This window comes from Pelatocladus sp. BLCC-F211, assembly GCF_041928655.1.
GTDB lineage: Bacteria > Cyanobacteriota > Cyanobacteriia > Cyanobacteriales > Nostocaceae > Pelatocladus.
The window spans coordinates 62,341-80,897 of record NZ_JBHFLM010000110.1; the positions used below are offsets into that span (position 1 = coordinate 62,341).

Annotated in this window: 16 protein-coding genes; 11 read left to right on the plus strand and 5 right to left on the minus strand. The window is 40.5% G+C overall.

The genetic code is table 11. The features are described from left to right. Positions 1–63 precede the first annotated feature (63 nt). A complete protein-coding gene (locus tag ACE1AT_RS13540) occupies positions 64–1,704 on the minus strand; it encodes a serine/threonine protein kinase (RefSeq protein WP_374869080.1) in 1,641 nt (546 codons plus the stop codon). A gap of 694 nt (positions 1,705–2,398) precedes the next feature. Beyond that, on the minus strand, positions 2,399–3,160 hold the full coding sequence (locus ACE1AT_RS13545) for a Ycf66 family protein (RefSeq protein WP_374869082.1): 762 nt from the start codon (positions 3,158–3,160) through the stop codon (positions 2,399–2,401). Positions 3,161–3,480: 320 nt separating this feature from the next. Here ACE1AT_RS13545 and gndA point away from each other — a divergent pair, with 320 nt between their 5' ends. From gndA to ACE1AT_RS13560, 3 genes are all read left to right on the plus strand, one after another. Next, positions 3,481–4,911 carry an NADP-dependent phosphogluconate dehydrogenase gene (gene gndA, locus ACE1AT_RS13550; RefSeq protein WP_374869084.1) on the plus strand — a complete coding sequence of 477 codons (1,431 nt, stop codon included), beginning with the start codon at positions 3,481–3,483 and terminating at the stop codon, positions 4,909–4,911. Between the two features lie 342 nt (positions 4,912–5,253). Continuing rightward, a complete protein-coding gene (locus ACE1AT_RS13555) occupies positions 5,254–5,466 on the plus strand; it encodes a helix-turn-helix domain-containing protein (protein ID WP_374869085.1) in 213 nt (70 codons plus the stop codon). A 325-nt stretch (positions 5,467–5,791) separates the two neighbouring features. Continuing rightward, the gene (locus ACE1AT_RS13560) at positions 5,792–6,949 is read left to right on the plus strand and encodes a SpoIID/LytB domain-containing protein (protein WP_374869157.1); all 1,158 of its coding nucleotides are present in this window, start codon (positions 5,792–5,794) and stop codon (positions 6,947–6,949) included. A gap of 144 nt (positions 6,950–7,093) precedes the next feature. Here ACE1AT_RS13560 and ald read toward each other — a convergent pair whose 3' ends face one another. Continuing rightward, positions 7,094–8,182, minus strand: coding sequence for an alanine dehydrogenase (gene ald / locus ACE1AT_RS13565; RefSeq protein ID WP_374869087.1), 1,089 nt, complete (start codon positions 8,180–8,182; stop codon positions 7,094–7,096). 362 nt (positions 8,183–8,544) lie between these two features. On the opposite strand from ald, the gene ACE1AT_RS13570 reads away from it, so the two are divergent. The 4 genes from ACE1AT_RS13570 (at position 8,545) to ACE1AT_RS13585 (ending at position 11,488) form a co-directional block, all read left to right on the plus strand. Next, positions 8,545–8,718, plus strand: a complete 174-nt coding sequence (locus tag ACE1AT_RS13570; RefSeq protein ID WP_374869161.1) for a hypothetical protein — start codon at positions 8,545–8,547, stop codon at positions 8,716–8,718. Positions 8,719–8,992: 274 nt separating this feature from the next. Continuing rightward, positions 8,993–9,298: a hypothetical protein gene (locus ACE1AT_RS13575; RefSeq protein ID WP_374869089.1), complete on the plus strand. Its 306-nt coding sequence runs from the start codon at positions 8,993–8,995 to the stop codon at positions 9,296–9,298. Between the two features lie 148 nt (positions 9,299–9,446). Then, complete coding sequence (locus tag ACE1AT_RS13580) at positions 9,447–10,529, plus strand: WD40 repeat domain-containing protein (RefSeq protein ID WP_374869091.1); 1,083 nt, start codon at positions 9,447–9,449, stop codon at positions 10,527–10,529. Between the two features lie 674 nt (positions 10,530–11,203). Further along, positions 11,204–11,488, plus strand: a complete 285-nt coding sequence (locus ACE1AT_RS13585; RefSeq protein ID WP_374869092.1) for a hypothetical protein — start codon at positions 11,204–11,206, stop codon at positions 11,486–11,488. Between the two features lie 196 nt (positions 11,489–11,684). Here the strand turns inward: ACE1AT_RS13585 and trxA are convergent, their stop codons facing one another. Next, on the minus strand, positions 11,685–12,002 hold the full coding sequence (trxA, locus tag ACE1AT_RS13590) for a thioredoxin (RefSeq protein WP_374869094.1): 318 nt from the start codon (positions 12,000–12,002) through the stop codon (positions 11,685–11,687). A 290-nt stretch (positions 12,003–12,292) separates the two neighbouring features. On the opposite strand from trxA, the gene fabG reads away from it, so the two are divergent. Next, on the plus strand, positions 12,293–13,057 hold the full coding sequence (fabG, locus tag ACE1AT_RS13595) for a 3-oxoacyl-[acyl-carrier-protein] reductase (RefSeq protein WP_374869096.1): 765 nt from the start codon (positions 12,293–12,295) through the stop codon (positions 13,055–13,057). Positions 13,058–13,120: 63 nt separating this feature from the next. Here the strand turns inward: fabG and ACE1AT_RS13600 are convergent, their stop codons facing one another. Next, a complete protein-coding gene (locus ACE1AT_RS13600) occupies positions 13,121–14,200 on the minus strand; it encodes an MraY family glycosyltransferase (protein WP_374869098.1) in 1,080 nt (359 codons plus the stop codon). A gap of 313 nt (positions 14,201–14,513) precedes the next feature. Here ACE1AT_RS13600 and groL point away from each other — a divergent pair, with 313 nt between their 5' ends. From groL to ACE1AT_RS13615, 3 genes are all read left to right on the plus strand, one after another. Beyond that, positions 14,514–16,196, plus strand: coding sequence for a chaperonin GroEL (gene groL, locus ACE1AT_RS13605; RefSeq protein ID WP_374869100.1), 1,683 nt, complete (start codon positions 14,514–14,516; stop codon positions 16,194–16,196). Positions 16,197–16,589: 393 nt separating this feature from the next. Then, positions 16,590–17,729 carry a magnesium/cobalt transporter CorA gene (corA, locus tag ACE1AT_RS13610; protein ID WP_374869102.1) on the plus strand — a complete coding sequence of 380 codons (1,140 nt, stop codon included), beginning with the start codon at positions 16,590–16,592 and terminating at the stop codon, positions 17,727–17,729. A 111-nt stretch (positions 17,730–17,840) separates the two neighbouring features. Then, a complete protein-coding gene (locus tag ACE1AT_RS13615) occupies positions 17,841–18,551 on the plus strand; it encodes a hypothetical protein (protein WP_374869104.1) in 711 nt (236 codons plus the stop codon). Positions 18,552–18,557 lie beyond the last annotated feature (6 nt).

Here is an 18,557-nt window from a genome sequence, read left to right on the forward strand (position 1 = left end):
TGCATTCTAATAAATCAATTATAAATTATTTTTAGCAATATAAATTTTAGGTTAATTCATGATTTAGTGTTTTTTATTCTGTTGATGACTTTTGATTTTTACTTTGATGTCGTACCTCAATTTATTAGTTAGTCTTTTATTCTTTGTTGCTGAAGAAGACAATATTTTTATTGTTTTTTGTTGCTTTTTGATTTTTATTGAATTTTCTTTTCGCCATTTCGATTTCTTGTTTACAAAAATCTTACTTGTTTTCCGTTGATTGTTAAGTAACGGATGTCTTCTTGGTTGTGTTTTTAAAAGACTATTTTTGATATCTTTTCTCGCTCTATCTGCCGCATGTAAATTGATATCTGAGACATTATCTTTTGGAGCATCAATTGATGATTCATTTTCTCCAGCAGCAATATGTTTTTGAATAGGATGTTGGTTACTCTGTAATTTTTCCGGTTTCAACTGCGTGTTTTTTGTGTTTTTAGGAATTGAAACAGAAGATAGGTTAATATTTCTCGCCTTCGTTATTTTAGTATTAGGTTGTTGCTCTTTCTGAATAACGATAGGAACTGTTGAGGAATTAGCAATAGGAGTTTTCAGAAAATCTGCTTTTGTTGTCGTAACTGGGTTAGTGGTACTGAGTGGGTTGAGAATCACAGTTGCAGCAGCAAATAAACTTACTCCTGAACCAATGATAATTTTCCGAGCTTTATGTTGTTGATGAGCAGAATGAGAAAAAACAGTAGTAGCAAAAGATAAAGCTGAATTTGGAAATTTTTGAAGTAATGTTCTTTGTGACAATATATTTGTCTGGCTAACATCTGGCTTAATCTTCTCCAAAAATTGCCAAATTACTTGCGTATTTTCAGGACGATTACTGGCTGTAGCAGCCATTAAATAGTCGATTAAATCTGCAAATACCGGCGAAATCTGCAATGCATGAGGACGCCAGTCCAACTCATTAGTTAAAGGATTATAGATATCTAAATCTTGAGGTTCTTTACCTGTAAGTAGAAAAACAAAAGTGCGTCCTAAAGCAAAAAAGTCAGATTGCTGCACAGAATAACCATTTTGTTGCTCTGGTGGAGAATAGCCTTTAGAAACAATTCTGGTATGAGAAACTCCATCTAAGATAGTTGTAGTTACTTGCCGCACTGCTCCAAAATCAATCAAAACTAGCTGCCCATTCGGTCGCAGCATGATATTCTGAGGCTTAATATCTCTGTGAAAATACTGTTGGTCATGTATTATAGATAAAATATTAACTAGTTGTTTGAGCCAATCAAAAGCTTGAATTTGAGAAATGGGTTGACAATGACGAGATTTCATCCATTTTTCTAAATCAACCCCCTCTATTTTTTCCATTACCAGACAATGCAATGGTGCAGAACTATTGTTAGGTTTAACTGTAAAATAACCATCAGCATCTACTTGAGGAATACCAGGACTTTGCAACTGGTTTAAAACCTGTGCTTCCTGTTGAAAAAGCTCAATAGCTTTTGAGTTTTCATCTGTAAGAATTTTTAAAACTTTACGCTTACCGCTGCGATCGCTTACTTCAAAAGTAGTACCAAAACCACCTTGTCCTAGTTTTTCAACAACTGTATAACGTCCTTGTAGTAGCATTTGTGAGCCACAGTGGCGACAAGTTGCATTGTTTGCGTTCTCAGGATCAAGAGGATTTGGACAACGGGGATTGATACAGTACGACATTGTAAAAATAGTATTTGCTGATATTGCTAGTTGCGATCACAAGAGCAGTCTATTCGACTTGCATCTAATTTTACATTATCCGTATTTTCACTGTACGAAAAATGATTTATCTAACTTTACTCACTAATATTGAGTATTAAGAATTTCATAGCAATTATTCTTAGGTATTTTTTCGCTACACTAGAAATTAATCCACATCACATACTAATTGTTGCGATTATGGAATCAATTATCGTGGTCGCGCTAATCATTGGTTTCGTGCTGCTCTTTACGCCACGCTCAAAGTCATCATCAAAACCGAAAACCTGTAATTGCCCACTTTATGATACATGTCAGCATAAAGAATCGATCGCGAAAATTATGAACGGCGATCAGGGAAATAATCGTGACTCGACTAAATAAAAACTCTATTAATTGTGATCTTGCTGCAATTGAGATCGGTATAAGTTGAGTGGCTTTAACGATTTGCATAAAGCTCAATACTTAAGTTGTAAATTAAATGTATCTTTTGAAACTGTATACTGCATGATACGTTGCCTATAATCAACATTCCGATACTTTGAACTCAATAAAATAATGTGGATAAACTATCCGAATAGATTCAAGGATAATTTTTATTAAGACAGAAAGCTGAAAACCCTATTTTATGAACTTCTGGTTTCTGCCTTCAGCTTTCTGCCTTTTTGTACCATATTTAACTAGCGCGATCGCTCGGCGGTATTTGCTCAGGTGGTGCTTCTGCTGGTGGCGCAAGTTCGGCATCAGGAGCAATTTCTTCAACAGGAATATTTTCTAGTTTTTCTACCACTTCTTCTGCTTTTACAGCAGCTTCTTTCGCAGCTTCTACCAATTCAGGTGATGGGGGATGAGGTGGAATTGCTTCTGCTACAGTCTCGGTTTTAGCTTCAGTATCAGTAGTCACAGATGTATCTGTAGGTTCTACAGTTGCGCCTGCTTCTGATGTTAGTTCATCTGTAGTAGTACGATTATCAACAATTTCAACCATTGAGTTTTCTGTTGGTTGAGGAGTTTCTAGTGTCTTTTTGCTGACAGTCTGTTGGACGCGGTTCTTTGCACCAGAGAAAATACCACCGATACTACTCTGTATCTGCCCTAAGCGTTGGGGAAGCGACAATTTAGTAACCTGTTCCTGAATAGTATTTTGTACTGCTTCCGTACTAGGGACAGGAGTTTGTTGTGCAGAAGGTGCTAACTGACGACGTAATGAAAGTGTTTGCCAACCAAACCAAACTAAAAGCGCCACACTAGCAATATGACCTAGTAAAAGACCTCCGGTAATACGTGGCGCAAACACCCATAACATCAACGCGTAAAACAATCCTACACCACTCCAGATAAAATCATTTTTACGGTGAATTTCTGGGAAAAAGAAAGCCGCTAAGTAAATGGCTATACTACCAAGACCGACTGTCAGTGCTAGGACATTTGCCAGCATTTTTGTGTTTCTCCTTAACTACGTCATTATCGGGGATCGGGGATCGGGGATCGGGGATCAGGGATTCTCCTTACGGAGACGCACTCGCGTTTGAGGATCGGTTATTAATCTTTGACCAATGACCAATGACCAATGACCATTAACCATTAACTAATTTTGCAAGAGAAGTGTTGATTTCGATACAAATTAAAATTAATTATCTGTGTATTTTGTGCATTTCTACTCGGTCGCTGAACTTTTAATGTCTTCTTTAGGGGAGAAGCGAAAATCTCGGACTACCCTTAAAGATAAAAGATCACGAAAAGTTAGCCACAAAATCTATGACACTACAAAGCTTTGGTGTGATTGGCTTGGCCGTCATGGGGGAGAACATCGCTCTCAACGTTGAGCGTAACGGCTTCCCAATTGCCGTTTACAATCGCTCACGCGAAAAAACCGACAAGTTCATGGCGGAGCGTGCCCAGGGCAGAAACGCTAAAGCTGCTTTTACCCTGGAAGAGTTTGTCGCTTCTCTAGAACGTCCCAGAAGAATCCTAATCATGGTACAGGCTGGCAAACCTGTAGATGCAGTGATTGCCCAGCTTAAACCTTTGCTTGATGAAGGCGACATCATTATCGACGGCGGTAACTCTTGGTTTGAAGATACAGACAGACGCACTCAAGAACTGGAACCTGCTGGATTCCGGTACATTGGTATGGGTGTAAGTGGTGGTGAAGAAGGGGCGCTCAATGGCCCCTCTTTAATGCCAGGAGGTACTGAAAGCTCTTATCAGTATCTATCGCCGATCTTCAATAAAATTGCCGCTCAAGTTGATGATGGTCCTTGTGTTACCTATATTGGTCCTGGTGGTTCTGGTCACTACGTGAAAATGGTACACAACGGCATTGAGTATGGTGATATGCAGCTAATTGCTGAAGCATACGATTTGCTGAAAAATGCTGGTGGATTAGATCACAATCAACTACATGAAGTATTTACAGAGTGGAATACTACTGACGAACTCAATTCGTTTTTGATTGAGATCACCTCCAACATTTTCCCCTACATCGACCCAGATACGAATTTGCCTTTAGTCGAATTGATTGTAGACTCGGCTGGACAAAAGGGTACTGGACGTTGGACTGTACAGACAGCGTTGGAGTTAGGGGTTTCCATACCGACAATTACCGCAGCAGTAAACGCTCGGATTATTTCTTCATACAAGCAAGAGCGTGTAGCTGCATCTAAGGTACTTACAGGCCCTAGTGGCAAATATAACGGCGCCACCAAAGATTTTGTCAACATGGTGCGTGATGCCCTGTATTGCTCAAAAATCTGTTCTTACGCTCAAGGGATGGCGTTGCTATCCAAAGCTTCACAAACATACAACTGGAATTTGAAGCTGAGTGAATTGGCGCGAATTTGGAAAGGTGGCTGTATTATTCGTGCTGGATTCTTGAACAAGATTAAGAAGGCTTTTAACGAAGATCCAGCATTACCTAACCTGTTGTTAGCACCAGAATTTAAGCAAACAATTCTTGACAGACAGGCTGCTTGGCGGGAAGTATTAGCAACTGCTGCTAAATTGGGAATTCCCGTACCAGCATTTAGTGCATCTTTAGATTACTTTGATAGTTATCGTCGCGATCGCTTGCCTCAAAACCTCACTCAAGCTCAACGCGACTACTTCGGCGCACATACCTACGAGCGCATTGACAAGCCAGGTTCTTTCCACACCGAATGGGTTCCGATTACTGAAGTATCCCATTAAATCTTCATCAAGTTATAAGCTGGGAAGATAAAAGTGGCCCTGAAATTCAGGGCCACTTTTTTAGTACCTACCTTGGAAATGGGTGTGGGTGGGAATCTACTTTAAAATCTACTTTAATAAGTACCTGGGCTAAAGCAAAATCTCCATGAATATTTGGAATAGAAAGGCGCTTTCAGATGTCCAGTCGGTAGCGCTTTCTCTATAACTAGAATATAGTCGTTTCGACTAGATTACAAGCTTTTAAGCAATAATATCGACTTAGTAATGATAAAAGCGAGTATAAGACTAGATTTCACTCGTTAAGAGGTAACTTAAAGATGCAGTATATGGCATCTTTAACAAATGACAATCAAGTGGAACCTGGCTTATCTAATGCTTGAACGTGATATCAAAACTGGGAAACTGGCGCAAATCACGGGACTTCACCCAAGCACAATTTCAAAGCTAAAGGCATACAGGGAAATGCCTAAAAGATTAGACAGGGACACTCTAAATTTGCTGTGCAAAGCTCTAAATTGTACTCCTGGTGATTTGTTGAAATACGAGCTGGATTAAAATGCGACTAGCCACAAGCTACAAAACATTGGTTATCGAATCTGTAAAATCTTGTTGAAATCAGAAAGCTTGGACAGAATAGTTTCAAAGAAAATAGACTCACCAAAGATTCATTTGATTATCATGGATTATGACAAAATCAAATCCAAGGAAAGCAAAAGCTGATCAGTGATGCCTAATCCAGAATCATTAATTGGTGATACCCCTAAAGCGATCGCCACTTAATTTGATGCAATGCAAGCAATTTCTGGCATCTGGAGAGCAAACACTATCTCCGGGAAACTACTGTAAAAATGAGCGTCTGATAAATATAAACTGTAACTCAATGATCAACGGCATGAAATTCCAACTGTTATTAGCCTCTTTGTTTTCCCAAATCAAAGGACGCCATTGGTGGCTGGGTGTACTTTTATGGATTGCATTATGTCTACCAGCCGAAGCGTCTGTAATCCTGCGAGTCGCAATTGAACGGGATGCTAAACAGGTTAAAGTTGGCAGTTCTACCGCTGCGGTTGTCAAGGATAGTAGCGGGCGTACTCTGGGACAACTACCAGCAATGAATGCGTATTATGCCCAAGCGGTTCCTGGTGGAGTCGCCCTAGATAAGTGGCGTTCTGGTTTATTTTGGATTGAACCATCGGGTAAGGGGGGATTTGTTTATATAGGCGATCGCTGGTATCGAGGCAGAACTTTAGTTGTCCCCACAGATAAAGGTGTCACTGCTGTCAACTGGGTAGATTTAGAAGAATATCTCTACAGTGTTTTGGGTGGTGAAATGAATAGCCGTTGGCCTTTAGAAGCCCTCAAAGCCCAAGCGATCGCAGCCCGTACCTATGCTCTTTATGAGCGATCAAGACAACGCAATAATCCCATTTACGACTTGGGTGCAAGCCCAGATCGTTGGCAGATTTATAAAGGTGTGATTAGCGAATCTCGCCCCACTTATGCGGCTGTTGATGGTACCGCCGGACAAGTACTAACTTACAAGAACCAACTTATCCTGTCAGTTTTTCATGCTTGTTCGGGTGGACACACCGAGAACGTCGAAGATGTTTGGTTAAGCAAAGAACCATACCTACGTGCTGTTCCCGACTTTGACCAAAATATCCGCGAATGTTACTGGATGAGAACTTTTAGCCCCACGGAAATTAGCAGCAAATTTCCAGAAATAGGTAACGCCAAGCAAATGATTATTGAACAGCGATCGCCTTTTAACAGTGTGAAAACCCTGAAAATAGTCGGCGACAAAGGCGAAAAGGTGCTAAGAGGTGAAGAAGTCCGTACAGCTTTGAAACTAAAAAGTACCCGCTTTAACGTCTCCAACGGTAACGGGGGTTTCACACTCCAAGGACTAGGTTTTGGTCATGCTATTGGCATGAGTCAATGGGGTGCTTACAATTTGGCTTTACAGGGAGCCAACCACCTGCAAATTTTAGGGTATTACTACAAAGGTGTAGCCCTCACGCCAATTAAGGTGAAATAGGGATTGGGAATCGGGGAAAGGGAATCGGGGATGAATCAGTTAACAGTTAACAGTTAACAGTTACCAGTTTAATTTGATAACTGATAACTGATAATTGATAACTGAGAAGTTGTCCCCCGTGTCCCCCTTATCCTTAATCACTCCCTACACCAAGTCAGGAAAAACCTCTTGCACGGCGGGATGTATCAAGCGGTGATTCTGTACATTGACACCTTTGGCTAATGCAGGGTTATTTTTTAGTGCCTCCACTCCCTGATTTGCTAATTGCACCACGTATGGTAGAGTACTGTTATTAAGTGCCTGAGTTGCCGTCCAAGGAACTGCCCCTGGCATGTTAGGAACACCATAGTGCAATACACCTTCTTCAACATAGACAGGGTTGGTATGAGATGTAGGTTGCACAGTTTCTATACAGCCACCTTGGTCAACTGCCACATCGACGATGACTGATCCCAGTCGCATTTGTTTAACTAACTCACGAGACACAAGAACAGGCGCTCTCCGTCCTGTTACAAGAACAGCGCCGATTAAAAGGTCTGCTTCTCGAACTGCTGCTTCGATATGAGCAGAATTGCTGTAAAGTAATTCTACTCGTGAGCCAAAAATAGTTTCCAAGTAGCTCAGGCGTTCTACATTCACATCTAGAATCTGAACCCTAGCCCCCATACCGACAGCAATTTTGGCGGCTTCTGTACCAACTACACCGCCACCTAAAATTACCACTCTACCTGGTTGAACACCAGGTACTCCACCTAAAAGGACGCCTCTACCCCCTTGTTGCCGTTCTAAGAATCTTGCTCCAAACTGCACCGACAAGCGCCCAGCAATCACACTCATCGGCGTCAGTAGGGGTAGTCTGTTTACACCTGTTTGCTCTACTGTTTCATAGGCGATCGCACAAACGCCACTGTTAATTAAACTCTCGGTTAAATTTCGATTAGCTGCTAAGTGCAGATAAGTAAATAAAACCTGATCTTTTTGTAAATATTTATACTCTATTGCTAGTGGTTCTTTAACTTTGACCACTAACTCCTGATTCCAAGCGCCTTCCGGTGTTGGGACAATTTCTGCACCTGAATTTCTGTAGTCATCATCCGTAAATCCCGCACCTGCGCCGGCTTGAGTTTCTACAAATATATTGTGACCACTTTCTTTTAGTACCCTGACACTAGAGGGACTCAACCCAACTCGAAACTCCTGGTCTTTAGTTTCTTTGGGAACACCTATATCCATTCACTGCCCCTTATTAATTTTTGTGTAGCTTTAGTTTGTCAGTCTTGTCCTGAGTATGTTGAATCCAAAAATACGAATTTACCTGAGTTTGCCCTGATATCACCAATTTAACATTGACTTTACTTGGGGATTAGGGAACGGGCATTGGGCATTGGGAAAATCAAATATAGATTTCCCTGTTGTCTTCCTTGTCTTCCTTTTCCTCCCTAATCCCCTACACGGACTTGACGATTTCCTGAGTATTCCTAAAATATATTAAGAATAGTAAAAAAATGTAAAGCATTAGTTGAGTGATATAGCTCAATGTGTAATACCACAAAAGTGTAGTAACTTAACATTTCCCAACAAAGAGGTTTTTTCAAATGATGACACAACCACAACCAAGCGTAAGCCCTAAGCTGGAAGAGCCAAAATTTGGATTTAGTGAATATGCCGAACGCTTGAATGGTCGAGCTGCAATGATCGGCTTTATCCTCATGGTGTTGATTGAATACTTCACCGATAAGGGTGTGTTATCCTGGCTCGGTCTCAAGTAAATCACAAACAAGTACGAATGTACCACTTGTAAGTCAGTGAAATTGATAAACAAGATCCCCGACTTCTCACAAAAGTCGGGGATCTATTTTGTATTTATTCAGTACTATAGCTGTTCGGAAAACCGCCCAAAAGTAGTCTATAGAAGTACTCTGGTTTATTGAAATAAATATAATATTATGATGTAAATGTAGGCTCTAATTTAGAGCGCTAAATGTAGGTGAAAAATTCTCAGTAAATTTACGCAAAAGGTGAACTGAAATCAACCAAGCTGTGATGAATGCTGTAAATACTGTATTACCTCGTTTTTTAAAGTCAGCCTACCGAAAAGAACCGCTAATCAGCGTATTGATTACGATGGGAGTGGTAGACGCGCTGATCGGTGGATTTGACGATGAGTGGTCTTTATTCGCTTTTGGTTTAGGAACAGCAGGAGTAACGCTTTTATTAAAATTGTGGCTACGTCAACAGCGTCGTCCTCTACCTGCTGAAGAGCCTGTGGTACAACATTACTTACCTTCGCGCTCTTCTAGTCCGACTTTACCAATGCTGACTATTGCTAAGAAAAAACCACCCCATTAGGGTTGGAGTTTTAATTTTTATATTTAAGATTAGAAAATTCACGGAGCATCGCCAAATTTATGGTTTTCACTCTTGTGGAGTAATTTTTTATGACCTACAAAAGAAAGTAGGTGTCAGGCGATCGCCCGTAGTTCTAATCTAGAAATATATGAATAATAGTTATAGTAAACTTTTTGACAAAATTACAAGTATCAGATTCAAAATTCCTTTAATGACAGTGGTAAGTATAGCAGGTTCTGTAGCGATCGCTTCTTTAGTACAAATACCACCCGTAAATCCTGCTACTGTTGAAGTCAAACTAAATCCTGAAACTACCAATAAATTTGTTAATCCCCAGCGAATTCATACCCTCAAAAATAATTCCGCAAGCATTAAATCCTTAACCTTCAGTCCTGATAGCAAAACTTTAGTGAGTGGCGGTTCAGATCACGATGGTGTGATTCGCTTATGGAGCATAAAGAATGGTGATCTCATAGGAATTATCCGTAAAGCCCAAAAAACAGCTGTGGAATCTGTGCTGATTTCCCCAGATGGTCAAACTCTGGCTAGTTGTAGTAATGATTACACTGTTAATCTTTGGAATCTCAAAACAAACAAATTTACTCGTTCCTTCATTGGACACACTAGCAATGTCCTATCTTTGGCTACAACTCCAGATGGAAAAATTTTGGCTAGTGGTGGTTTAGATGGTATTCGCCTGTGGGACTTAGTAAATAAGCGTCCCCTAGCAACTTTAGTACACTACAACAACATTTCTAAAATTACGATTAGCCCAGATGGTCAGATCCTCGCTAGTGGTGACACTCAGGGTGTAGTGAAACTATGGGACTTAAATTCTGGTCAACTAATTCGTAAGTTAATCGCCCACACTCAAGTAGTCAGTGGTCTAGCTTTTACCCCAGAAGGACAAACTCTAGTTACTGCTAGCCATGATGGTACGATTAAACTCTGGGATGCCAAAACAGGGAATTTTGCAAGTATCCTGACAAACAACAACAACTCTATGAATCACAATAATTGGATTAATGCCATTGCTATTAACCCCAACGGAGGTATTTTAGCTAGTGCTGGGAAACAAGGCGTAATCCAAGTATGGGATTTAACCACAGGAAAGTTAATAAATACGCTTGAGGGACACAGCGACTGGGTAAGTGCGATCGCCTTTAGCCCCGACGGAAAATTACTTGCTAGTGGTGGTTACGACAAAAGAATTTTGGTTTGGCGCATGTGATACCAATTCCCAAAAATTCCACGACACTTGACACTCCCTTGCCTAAAGGCGAAGGGATTCTTGGTTCATCGAGACCACTTAGATTAGGCTCCTTGCGTCATCTAACCCAGAGGTGGGACTCTCCCCAAGCGTTAACTTTCGGTCTGCCTTGGTGTTCCCGAAGGGTAGCACGAAAATTGCAACTACGTTGCTCTTTATCCGGGGTTTTCAACCTACCCTTTATAAAATTTTCTTAAATTAACACAGCAGCATATCTCTACTAACCACTAACCAATTACACTTTACTGAAAAATGAAATTTCCTCTTCATATATAGGTAAATTAAATTACGCAATTTACCTGGAAATATATACGATACTGACATTAAATTTTAATTAGGGGTAGAAATTAAAATTTTGATTTTTCCCTATACAATGTAGTTAATTTTTTGATCTTTACTCTCTACTAATCTGTCAAGTTTAAATTGATGTACAAGAAAGTCCGTAATAAGAACTACTCTGTGGGTTGTGCAAAGTAGTACATTCCTTATTTTTAAGCACTAAAGTGCTTACTACAAACCCTTGATTCAAACTTGACAAACAACTACTTAAAGTAGAGGGGAAATTTAATGGTTTACTCAAAGTCAAAGAGCAAATTTTGACTTTTGACTTTTGACTTTAAATTAGGAGTCGTGTTATGTGTCATCAATTTAACTTCAACATTTCTGAATTGGAAAATATTGGTTTGTGTTTTGAAGAACTCAGCCACGACCAGAGCGAAAAAGTATCAGGTGGATATAATGTTTTTGCCATTGAGCCTTTTGTAGTTCTTGGACTATTGGGTATTGGTGAAGATTCCGATGAAGGTGATCAAAACTCTGGTAGTACTACAACCAGAAAAAATTACACATCTCCAGATGGACGAACTAAGACTACTGAAGTGGTGAAAAATTCGTGGCGTTCTAATGTAGTAACAAACTAAAAAAATATTAGAAATAAACGCACTCTGCGATAAACCACGCAGAGTACGTTCCTACTTAATCTCTAATTACTAACTACTAATTTGCCATAAAGATTTTGACAGGCTAAGGAGGTTCGTAGTCAGCACTAAGCGTGCTTAAATGAGGGCTAAAGTGCTTACTACAAACCTATCAAAATTAGTGTGGTGGAGTACTACCTTATATTAAACTTCTCAAACGCTGTACTAGTTGCGGTGCTTGTAAAACACCCTCAATTCTATCTACTGGCTGACCCTGCTTAAACAGTACTAGAGTTGGTAGAGCCTCAATTCTATACTGAGTAGCCAATTGTTGGTATTTTTCAGTGTCAATTTTGACGATTCTGATTTGACCTTGGAGTTGGGCATTAACTTGCTCTAAAATCGGAGCCATCATCTGGCAAGGTCCACACCAGTCAGCATAAAAGTCTACTAATACGGGTACATCAGAACCAGATAGCATCTCTTCAAAGCTATTGAATTGCTTTTTTGTAGACATGTGATACGCACCAGTTTTTTATTGTTTGATTTTAATAGTAGTTCCTAGCAGCCCAGATGATTGTAAAGCATGTTTGCAATACTGGGCATTGGGCATTGGGCAACAAATCAAAAGTTCTTAATTTTGACTTTTGACTTACCCTACCCTGCGGGAACGACTTTGTCGAACGGGAAGCCGCTTGCGCGTCTATGACTTTTGACTTGTTTTGTCCTCCTTGTCCCCGATTCCTGATCCCCGATCCCCATTAAGATAGTTAGCGCAATATCTTAATGTACATAACAGGAAAAACAATGGAACTTTTGCCAGAAAATTTACAAACTTTACAAGGAAAAGTAGCGATTGTTACAGGTGCTTCACGGGGAATAGGAAGAGCGATCGCACGAGAATTGGCGAAAGTCGGTGCTAGTGTCGTTGTCAACTATGCTAGTTCTAGTCAAGCGGCTGATGAGTTAGTGTCAGAAATTATTCAAGCGGGTGGAAGTGCGATCGCGCTTGCGGCTGATGTGAGTAAGGAAAATCAAGTTGATGCTTTAATAAAAGCTGCGATCGAAAAATTCAATCGTATTGATATCTTGGTCAATAACGCGGGTATCACACGTGACACACTTTTACTCCGAATGAAACCAGAAGATTGGCAAGCAGTAATTGATCTCAATTTAACTGGCGTATTTTTATGCACTCGTGCCGTCAGTAAAATCATGCTAAAACAACGAGCCGGACGGATCATCAACATTACCTCCATTGCCGGACTTATGGGCAATCCCGGACAAGCTAACTACAGCGCTGCCAAAGCAGGTGTGATTGGTTTTACCAAAACGGTTGCTAAAGAATTGGCCTCTCGTGGTATTACAGTTAACGCCGTCGCCCCTGGCTTTATCGCCACGGACATGACCAGCGATCTTGATGCTGAAGGTATTCTCAAATATATTCCTCTGGGTCGTTATGGTCAGCCAGAAGAAGTTGCTGGGATGGTACGTTTCCTAGCTGCTGATCCCGCAGCAAGCTACATTACAGGACAAGTATTGAACGTAGATGGTGGAATGGTAATGGCATAGAAAAGGCAAAAGTTAAAAGTTAAAAGATCGTTCTTTTGACTTTTGACTTTTGACTTTTGACTTTCATTTTGCCTTTATCCTCTGCCAAACAGTGAAACCTAACAGGGTGATAATACTGATGGTAGTGGCAATTATAACTACCAAACTCATGCCTCGTATTGTCATCGCCAGCCAGTTACAAACTAAAGCAATTGACCAGAGAGTCAGAGCTGCATGGCGCTGAGATAATCCCCAAGCTAGCAAGCGATGATGTAAATGGTCTTTTCCTGGAGTACTGAGGGGGTTTTTACCTGCCAACAGTCGTCGCACAAATACTTGGGTAGTGTCTAGCACTGGCAAAAGCAAAAACAAAACAGGCGGTACTAAAGAAAAGATTGTAGTGGCTTGTAGGTCGCCTACAATAGCAGTTGCGGCTAGTACATAGCCAAAAAAGTATGCTCCGGCATCACCCATAATGATGTGCGACGGATGAAAGTTATGGCGTAAAAAACCTAGTGCTGCTCCTGCTAAGGCTGCCAAAACTAGTGTCGCTGCTGCCCAGTTAGGAAACTGTGCCGAAACTGCCAGTAAACTCATAGCAGTAATAAAGCTAACACCTCCCGCCAAACCATCCATACCATCCATCAAGTTGATAGCATTCGTAATTGCTACCACCCAAAACACCGTTAGCAATGTTGAGAGTAGCGAGTCAATGGGAGTACCAAAAGTAACTTGAATGCTAATGCCATTCCCAACTAACAGTAGCGCCGTCAAAATTTGTACTAACAGGCGAACTGAGGGAGGTAAGCCGAATTGATCGTCGATAAAGCCTACTAGGACTAATATCGAACCTCCCAAAAGAATGGTTAAAACCTGAGCTAGTACCCCTTGAAGTTCAATTGGTCTTAAAAGGCTTGCTAAGATCAAAGCCGCTAGTACTCCCGCGTAGATCGCCAGACCCCCTGCATTGGGCAAAGGTTCTCGGTTCAAACGCCGTGCATTGGGTTGATCAGCCCAACCAACTCGCAAGGCAAATTTACGTACCGCCGGAATCAAACGCCACGTCACAACCCATGCTAAAAGAAATGTAAACACTACTGCTAACCAGCCGGAACCGCTAGGTTCAGCAATACCAAGCGCCTCAAGGAAGCTGTATATATTCATCTATCGCTTCCACCATTAATGCCAGTATCCAACATCAGCATTAAGTGTATAACAATCATTTTTTTTTCTCACTACAAATATGAGGGTATATGGATGTGTCTTATTTTGCTTGCAGTAGCATTTATTGAGGCAATAGGAGGAAATTTGGATTTTTATGGGTGGATTCCCCTACATCCATCAACCTATATCCTCCTATAGCCTAGTTAAAGATTAATAAACTCAACAGCTTATTGCTTGTTGACTTAGCACTCTTGCCTTGTGAGTGCTAAATTGTCTAATGGAAGAACTCACAAATTAAACCAAACTAAAAAATATGGCCAAAATTATTGCATTTGATGAAGATTCCCGACGTGCCTTAGAAAGGGGCATCAATACTCTTGCTGATGCAGTGAAAATTACCCTGGGGCCAAAGGGTCGCAACGTTCTTTTAGAAAAAAAGTTTGGTACACCCCAAATTGTGAATGATGGGATCACTGTTGCAAAAGAAATTGAACTAGAAGATCCCCTCGAAAACACAGGTGCAAAACTCATCCAGGAAGTTGCTTCTAAAACCAAAGAAGTTGCTGGCGATGGTACGACTACAGCAACGGTGTTGGCGCAAGCGATGATCCGCGAAGGCTTGAAAAACGTAGCAGCTGGAGCAAATCCAGTCGCCACAAGACACGGTATTGAAAAAACCGTTGAAAAGTTGGTAAAGGAAATTGCCACAGTCGCCAAGCCAGTAGAAGGAAGTGCGATCGCCCAAGTCGCAACTGTTTCCGCAGGTAATGACGAAGAAATCGGTGCCATGATTGCCGAAGCCATGGAAAAAGTCACCAAAGATGGTGTAATTACCGTGGAAGAATCTAAATCCCTAACTACTGAATTAGAAGTAGTTGAGGGTATGCAGATTGACCGGGGTTACATTTCCCCCTACTTTATCACCGACAATGAGCGGATGACGGTGGAATTTGAAAATGCCCGCATTCTGATTACCGATAAAAAAATCAGCAATATTCAAGATTTAGTACCTGTTTTAGAAAAAGTTGCCCGTTTGGGTCAACCCCTGTTGATTATTGCTGAAGATGTAGAAGGCGAAGCTTTGGCGACTTTGGTAGTCAACAAGGCGCGTGGTGTGCTGTCAGCTGCTGCTATTAAAGCGCCTGGATTTGGCGATCGCCGCAAAGCAATGTTGCAAGATATTGCTATTCTCACCGGTGGACAGTTAATTTCCGAAGAAATCGGTTTAAGCTTAGATATCGTTTCTTTGGAAATGCTGGGAACTGCCCAAAAAATTGCCATTGACAAAGACAACACAACCATCGTTGCTGGTAGCGAACACTCAGGCGACGTGCAGAAGCGGATTGGTCAAATTCGTAAGCAGTTGGAAGAAACTGATTCGGATTATGACCAGGAAAAATTGCAAGAACGCATCGCCAAGCTGGCTGGTGGTGTGGCTGTAATTAAAGTCGGTGCAGCCACAGAAACTGAACTCAAAGACCGTAAGTTGCGGATTGAAGATGCTCTGAATGCCACCAAAGCTGCTGTAGAAGAGGGTATAGTACCTGGTGGTGGTACGATGTTGATTCACCTATCTACAAAAGTTGCCGAAATTAAAAACAGCCTCAACGACGAAGAAAAAATTGGTGCTGATATTGTTGAGCGATCGCTAGATGCACCCCTGCGCCAAATCGCAGACAACGCTGGTGTCGAAGGTGCTGTCATCGTTGAAAAAGTTCGTACTACTGAATTCAACGTCGGCTACAATGCTGCTACTGGTGAATTTCAAGACATGATTGCCGCAGGTATTATCGACCCTGCTAAAGTCGTGCGTTATGCCCTACAAAACGCAGCTTCTATTGCTTCTATGGTTTTAACCACCGAAGCTGTTGTTGCTGAAAAACCTGAGAAGAAACCCGCCGGTGGCGCTCCCGATATGGGTGGTATGGGCGGTATGGGTGGTATGGGCGGTATGGGCGGTATGGGTATGGGCGGTATGGGTATGGGTATGATGTAGTCTCATACTGTCTGTATCTACAGATTTTGAAGCAGTTTGTCTTACCAAGGCAAACTGTTTTTTCATTTTAAACCACGTCTACTTTAAGAACTATAGTTTTGTAGTTTTGTAGGTTGGGTGGAACGGAGTGTAACCCAACCTACATAATGTCCTTTTTGAAAAACTCCTCTTTTCAAGATGGACGAGGTTTAATTAGTAATCTTAGTAATTAGTAGTTATTAGGGGTGCATAGCTGTAGGCCCATACAGTGGTAATACGGTTCGATTAAGGATTTTTCGGCATAATTTTGTCATGTAGAGATGCGAAATTACCCTGGAGAATCTTGCTACGCGTCTCTACTATTGATCCTTGACCCTTGACCATTAACTATACTAACTATTTAGGTAAAATAATATGGCTAAAAAAAAGCATCACTCAAATTCAATAGTAACTGAAGCAGATCACGAAGATTTTTATCATTATCCTGGAACTTTACCAGGAACCATTATTGTTGATGCAGACGCGCCACCATCAAAGATTGTATTAATCGACTATAATTCCATTGAAGCAATTAGCAAAGAAATAGAAATACCAGAAGAGTGTGCTTCTTATCTAGATACTAAGTCAGTAACTTGGGTAGATGTGCGTGGTTTAGGTAGTGAAGATATTTTACAAAGATTGGGCCAGGTTTTTGAGTTACATCCCTTGGTTTTAGAAGATGTTGTGAATGTGCCAGAACGCCCAAAAGTCGAAGATTATGAAGACCAACTAGTCATCATTGCGCGTATGGTTATACCTAAAAAAAAATCTCATGGTTTCCATAGTGAACAGGTGAGTTTTGTATTAGGAAAACATTACTTGCTGACGGTTCAAGAAGAACCAAAACGAGATTGCTTTGAACCAGTGCGATCGCGCATTTTTAAAAATAAGGGTATTATCTGCAAAAGTGGACCAGATTATTTAACCTATGCTCTCTTAGATGCAATTATTGATGGCTTTTTTCCTGTGTTGGAAAAATATGGTGAACGTATTGAAGATTTAGAGGATGAAGTCATCGCTCAACCTACACCAAAAACATTAAGGAAAATCTATAAAGTTAAACGAGAATTACTACAACTGCGTCGTGCAATCTGGCCCCAACGCAATGCACTTCATCGGTTGATTCAAGACGACAGTGAAATGATCAGTCATGAAGTCCGTATGTATCTGCGAGACTGTTATGATCATGCGGTGCAAGTAATAGATATGGTAGAAACCTATCGAGAACTTGCATCGGGCTTAATGGACGTTTACCTTTCGGCAGTCAGTAATAGAATGAATGAAATCATGAAATTGCTAACCGTGATTTCAGTAATTTTTATTCCTCTAACTTTTATTGCTGGCGTTTATGGAATGAACTTTAATACAGAAAAATCACCATATAATATGCCTGAGTTGAACTGGTATTGGGGGTATCCAGCTTGTTTACTAGTGATGGCACTAATAGCCTTTATCTTGCTATACATTTTCTGGCGCAGGGGTTGGCTAGAAAATAGTTCGAGGTTAGACCGTTAAATAAGTTGACAGTTAACAGTGATCAGTAAATTACTATAGAACCAATAACTGATAACTGATAACTGTTTAGCAAATAATTGCCCATAAAAGTTTTGACAGGAGTTTATATATATGGTAGCGAGAAATGAGCAGAATTTAATTTTTTTAACGCTGTATGTTATTGGCGTAGCTTATACATTTACGAAAATGATTGAGTCCATCGACGACAAAATTAAGTTTATTTATGAGAAAAAAATTGTTGATGATCAACTCAAAGACAAAAATCTTCAAGATGATATCGGCATATCTTTTAGACTTAGTCCCTCATATTTTATTGATGAATTGAAGGAATTATCTGTAAGTATTGAGAATAAGTCAAAAAACCAAGCTTTGTATGTAGACTGGGACAACTGCTCTTTAGTAGTTGAATATAGTAAACAATCGCGGCGAGTAATTCGCAAATCACCAGATTTAACGCGTGATCTTGCTGTACCGCAAAGTCTTAGCTTAATTGCTCCTACCAAAACTCTTTCAGCAGCAGTGGCCGCTGAAGATGTTTTTAAACTGGATGAGTTAACAAAAACATACCAAGTTAATACACCTTTGATTAATATCAAGACCTTGGAAAAAAGTCCTGTTAAAGCGCAGAGGTTATTATATCAAGATTTTATAGATAGAAAACAAGAATTAAAATTTTCCTTGCAGCTAGTATTGAGAATCTCCGAATTGCGAGTTGGTTTAGTTCCAGGTGAGAATAAACCCACCATGTGTATTGTCGATTGTCCTTTTACAATCAAAAAACTACCTTGGTATTATGCAATGCCGTGGAATAAACGGCGTTAATTTCTT

Coding starts and splice junctions, on each gene's coding strand:
- ACE1AT_RS13540 (WP_374869080.1), bottom strand. CDS start 1,704: ATGTCGTACTGTATCAATCCCCGTTGTCCAAATCCTCTTGATCCTGAG.
- ACE1AT_RS13545 (WP_374869082.1), bottom strand. CDS start 3,160: ATGCTGGCAAATGTCCTAGCACTGACAGTCGGTCTTGGTAGTATAGCC.
- gndA (WP_374869084.1), top strand. CDS start 3,481: ATGACACTACAAAGCTTTGGTGTGATTGGCTTGGCCGTCATGGGGGAG.
- ACE1AT_RS13555 (WP_374869085.1), top strand. CDS start 5,254: ATGACAATCAAGTGGAACCTGGCTTATCTAATGCTTGAACGTGATATC.
- ACE1AT_RS13560 (WP_374869157.1), top strand. CDS start 5,792: ATGATCAACGGCATGAAATTCCAACTGTTATTAGCCTCTTTGTTTTCC.
- ald (WP_374869087.1), bottom strand. CDS start 8,182: ATGGATATAGGTGTTCCCAAAGAAACTAAAGACCAGGAGTTTCGAGTT.
- ACE1AT_RS13570 (WP_374869161.1), top strand. CDS start 8,545: ATGATGACACAACCACAACCAAGCGTAAGCCCTAAGCTGGAAGAGCCA.
- ACE1AT_RS13575 (WP_374869089.1), top strand. CDS start 8,993: ATGAATGCTGTAAATACTGTATTACCTCGTTTTTTAAAGTCAGCCTAC.
- ACE1AT_RS13580 (WP_374869091.1), top strand. CDS start 9,447: ATGAATAATAGTTATAGTAAACTTTTTGACAAAATTACAAGTATCAGA.
- ACE1AT_RS13585 (WP_374869092.1), top strand. CDS start 11,204: ATGTGTCATCAATTTAACTTCAACATTTCTGAATTGGAAAATATTGGT.
- trxA (WP_374869094.1), bottom strand. CDS start 12,002: ATGTCTACAAAAAAGCAATTCAATAGCTTTGAAGAGATGCTATCTGGT.
- fabG (WP_374869096.1), top strand. CDS start 12,293: ATGGAACTTTTGCCAGAAAATTTACAAACTTTACAAGGAAAAGTAGCG.
- ACE1AT_RS13600 (WP_374869098.1), bottom strand. CDS start 14,200: ATGAATATATACAGCTTCCTTGAGGCGCTTGGTATTGCTGAACCTAGC.
- groL (WP_374869100.1), top strand. CDS start 14,514: ATGGCCAAAATTATTGCATTTGATGAAGATTCCCGACGTGCCTTAGAA.
- corA (WP_374869102.1), top strand. CDS start 16,590: ATGGCTAAAAAAAAGCATCACTCAAATTCAATAGTAACTGAAGCAGAT.
- ACE1AT_RS13615 (WP_374869104.1), top strand. CDS start 17,841: ATGGTAGCGAGAAATGAGCAGAATTTAATTTTTTTAACGCTGTATGTT.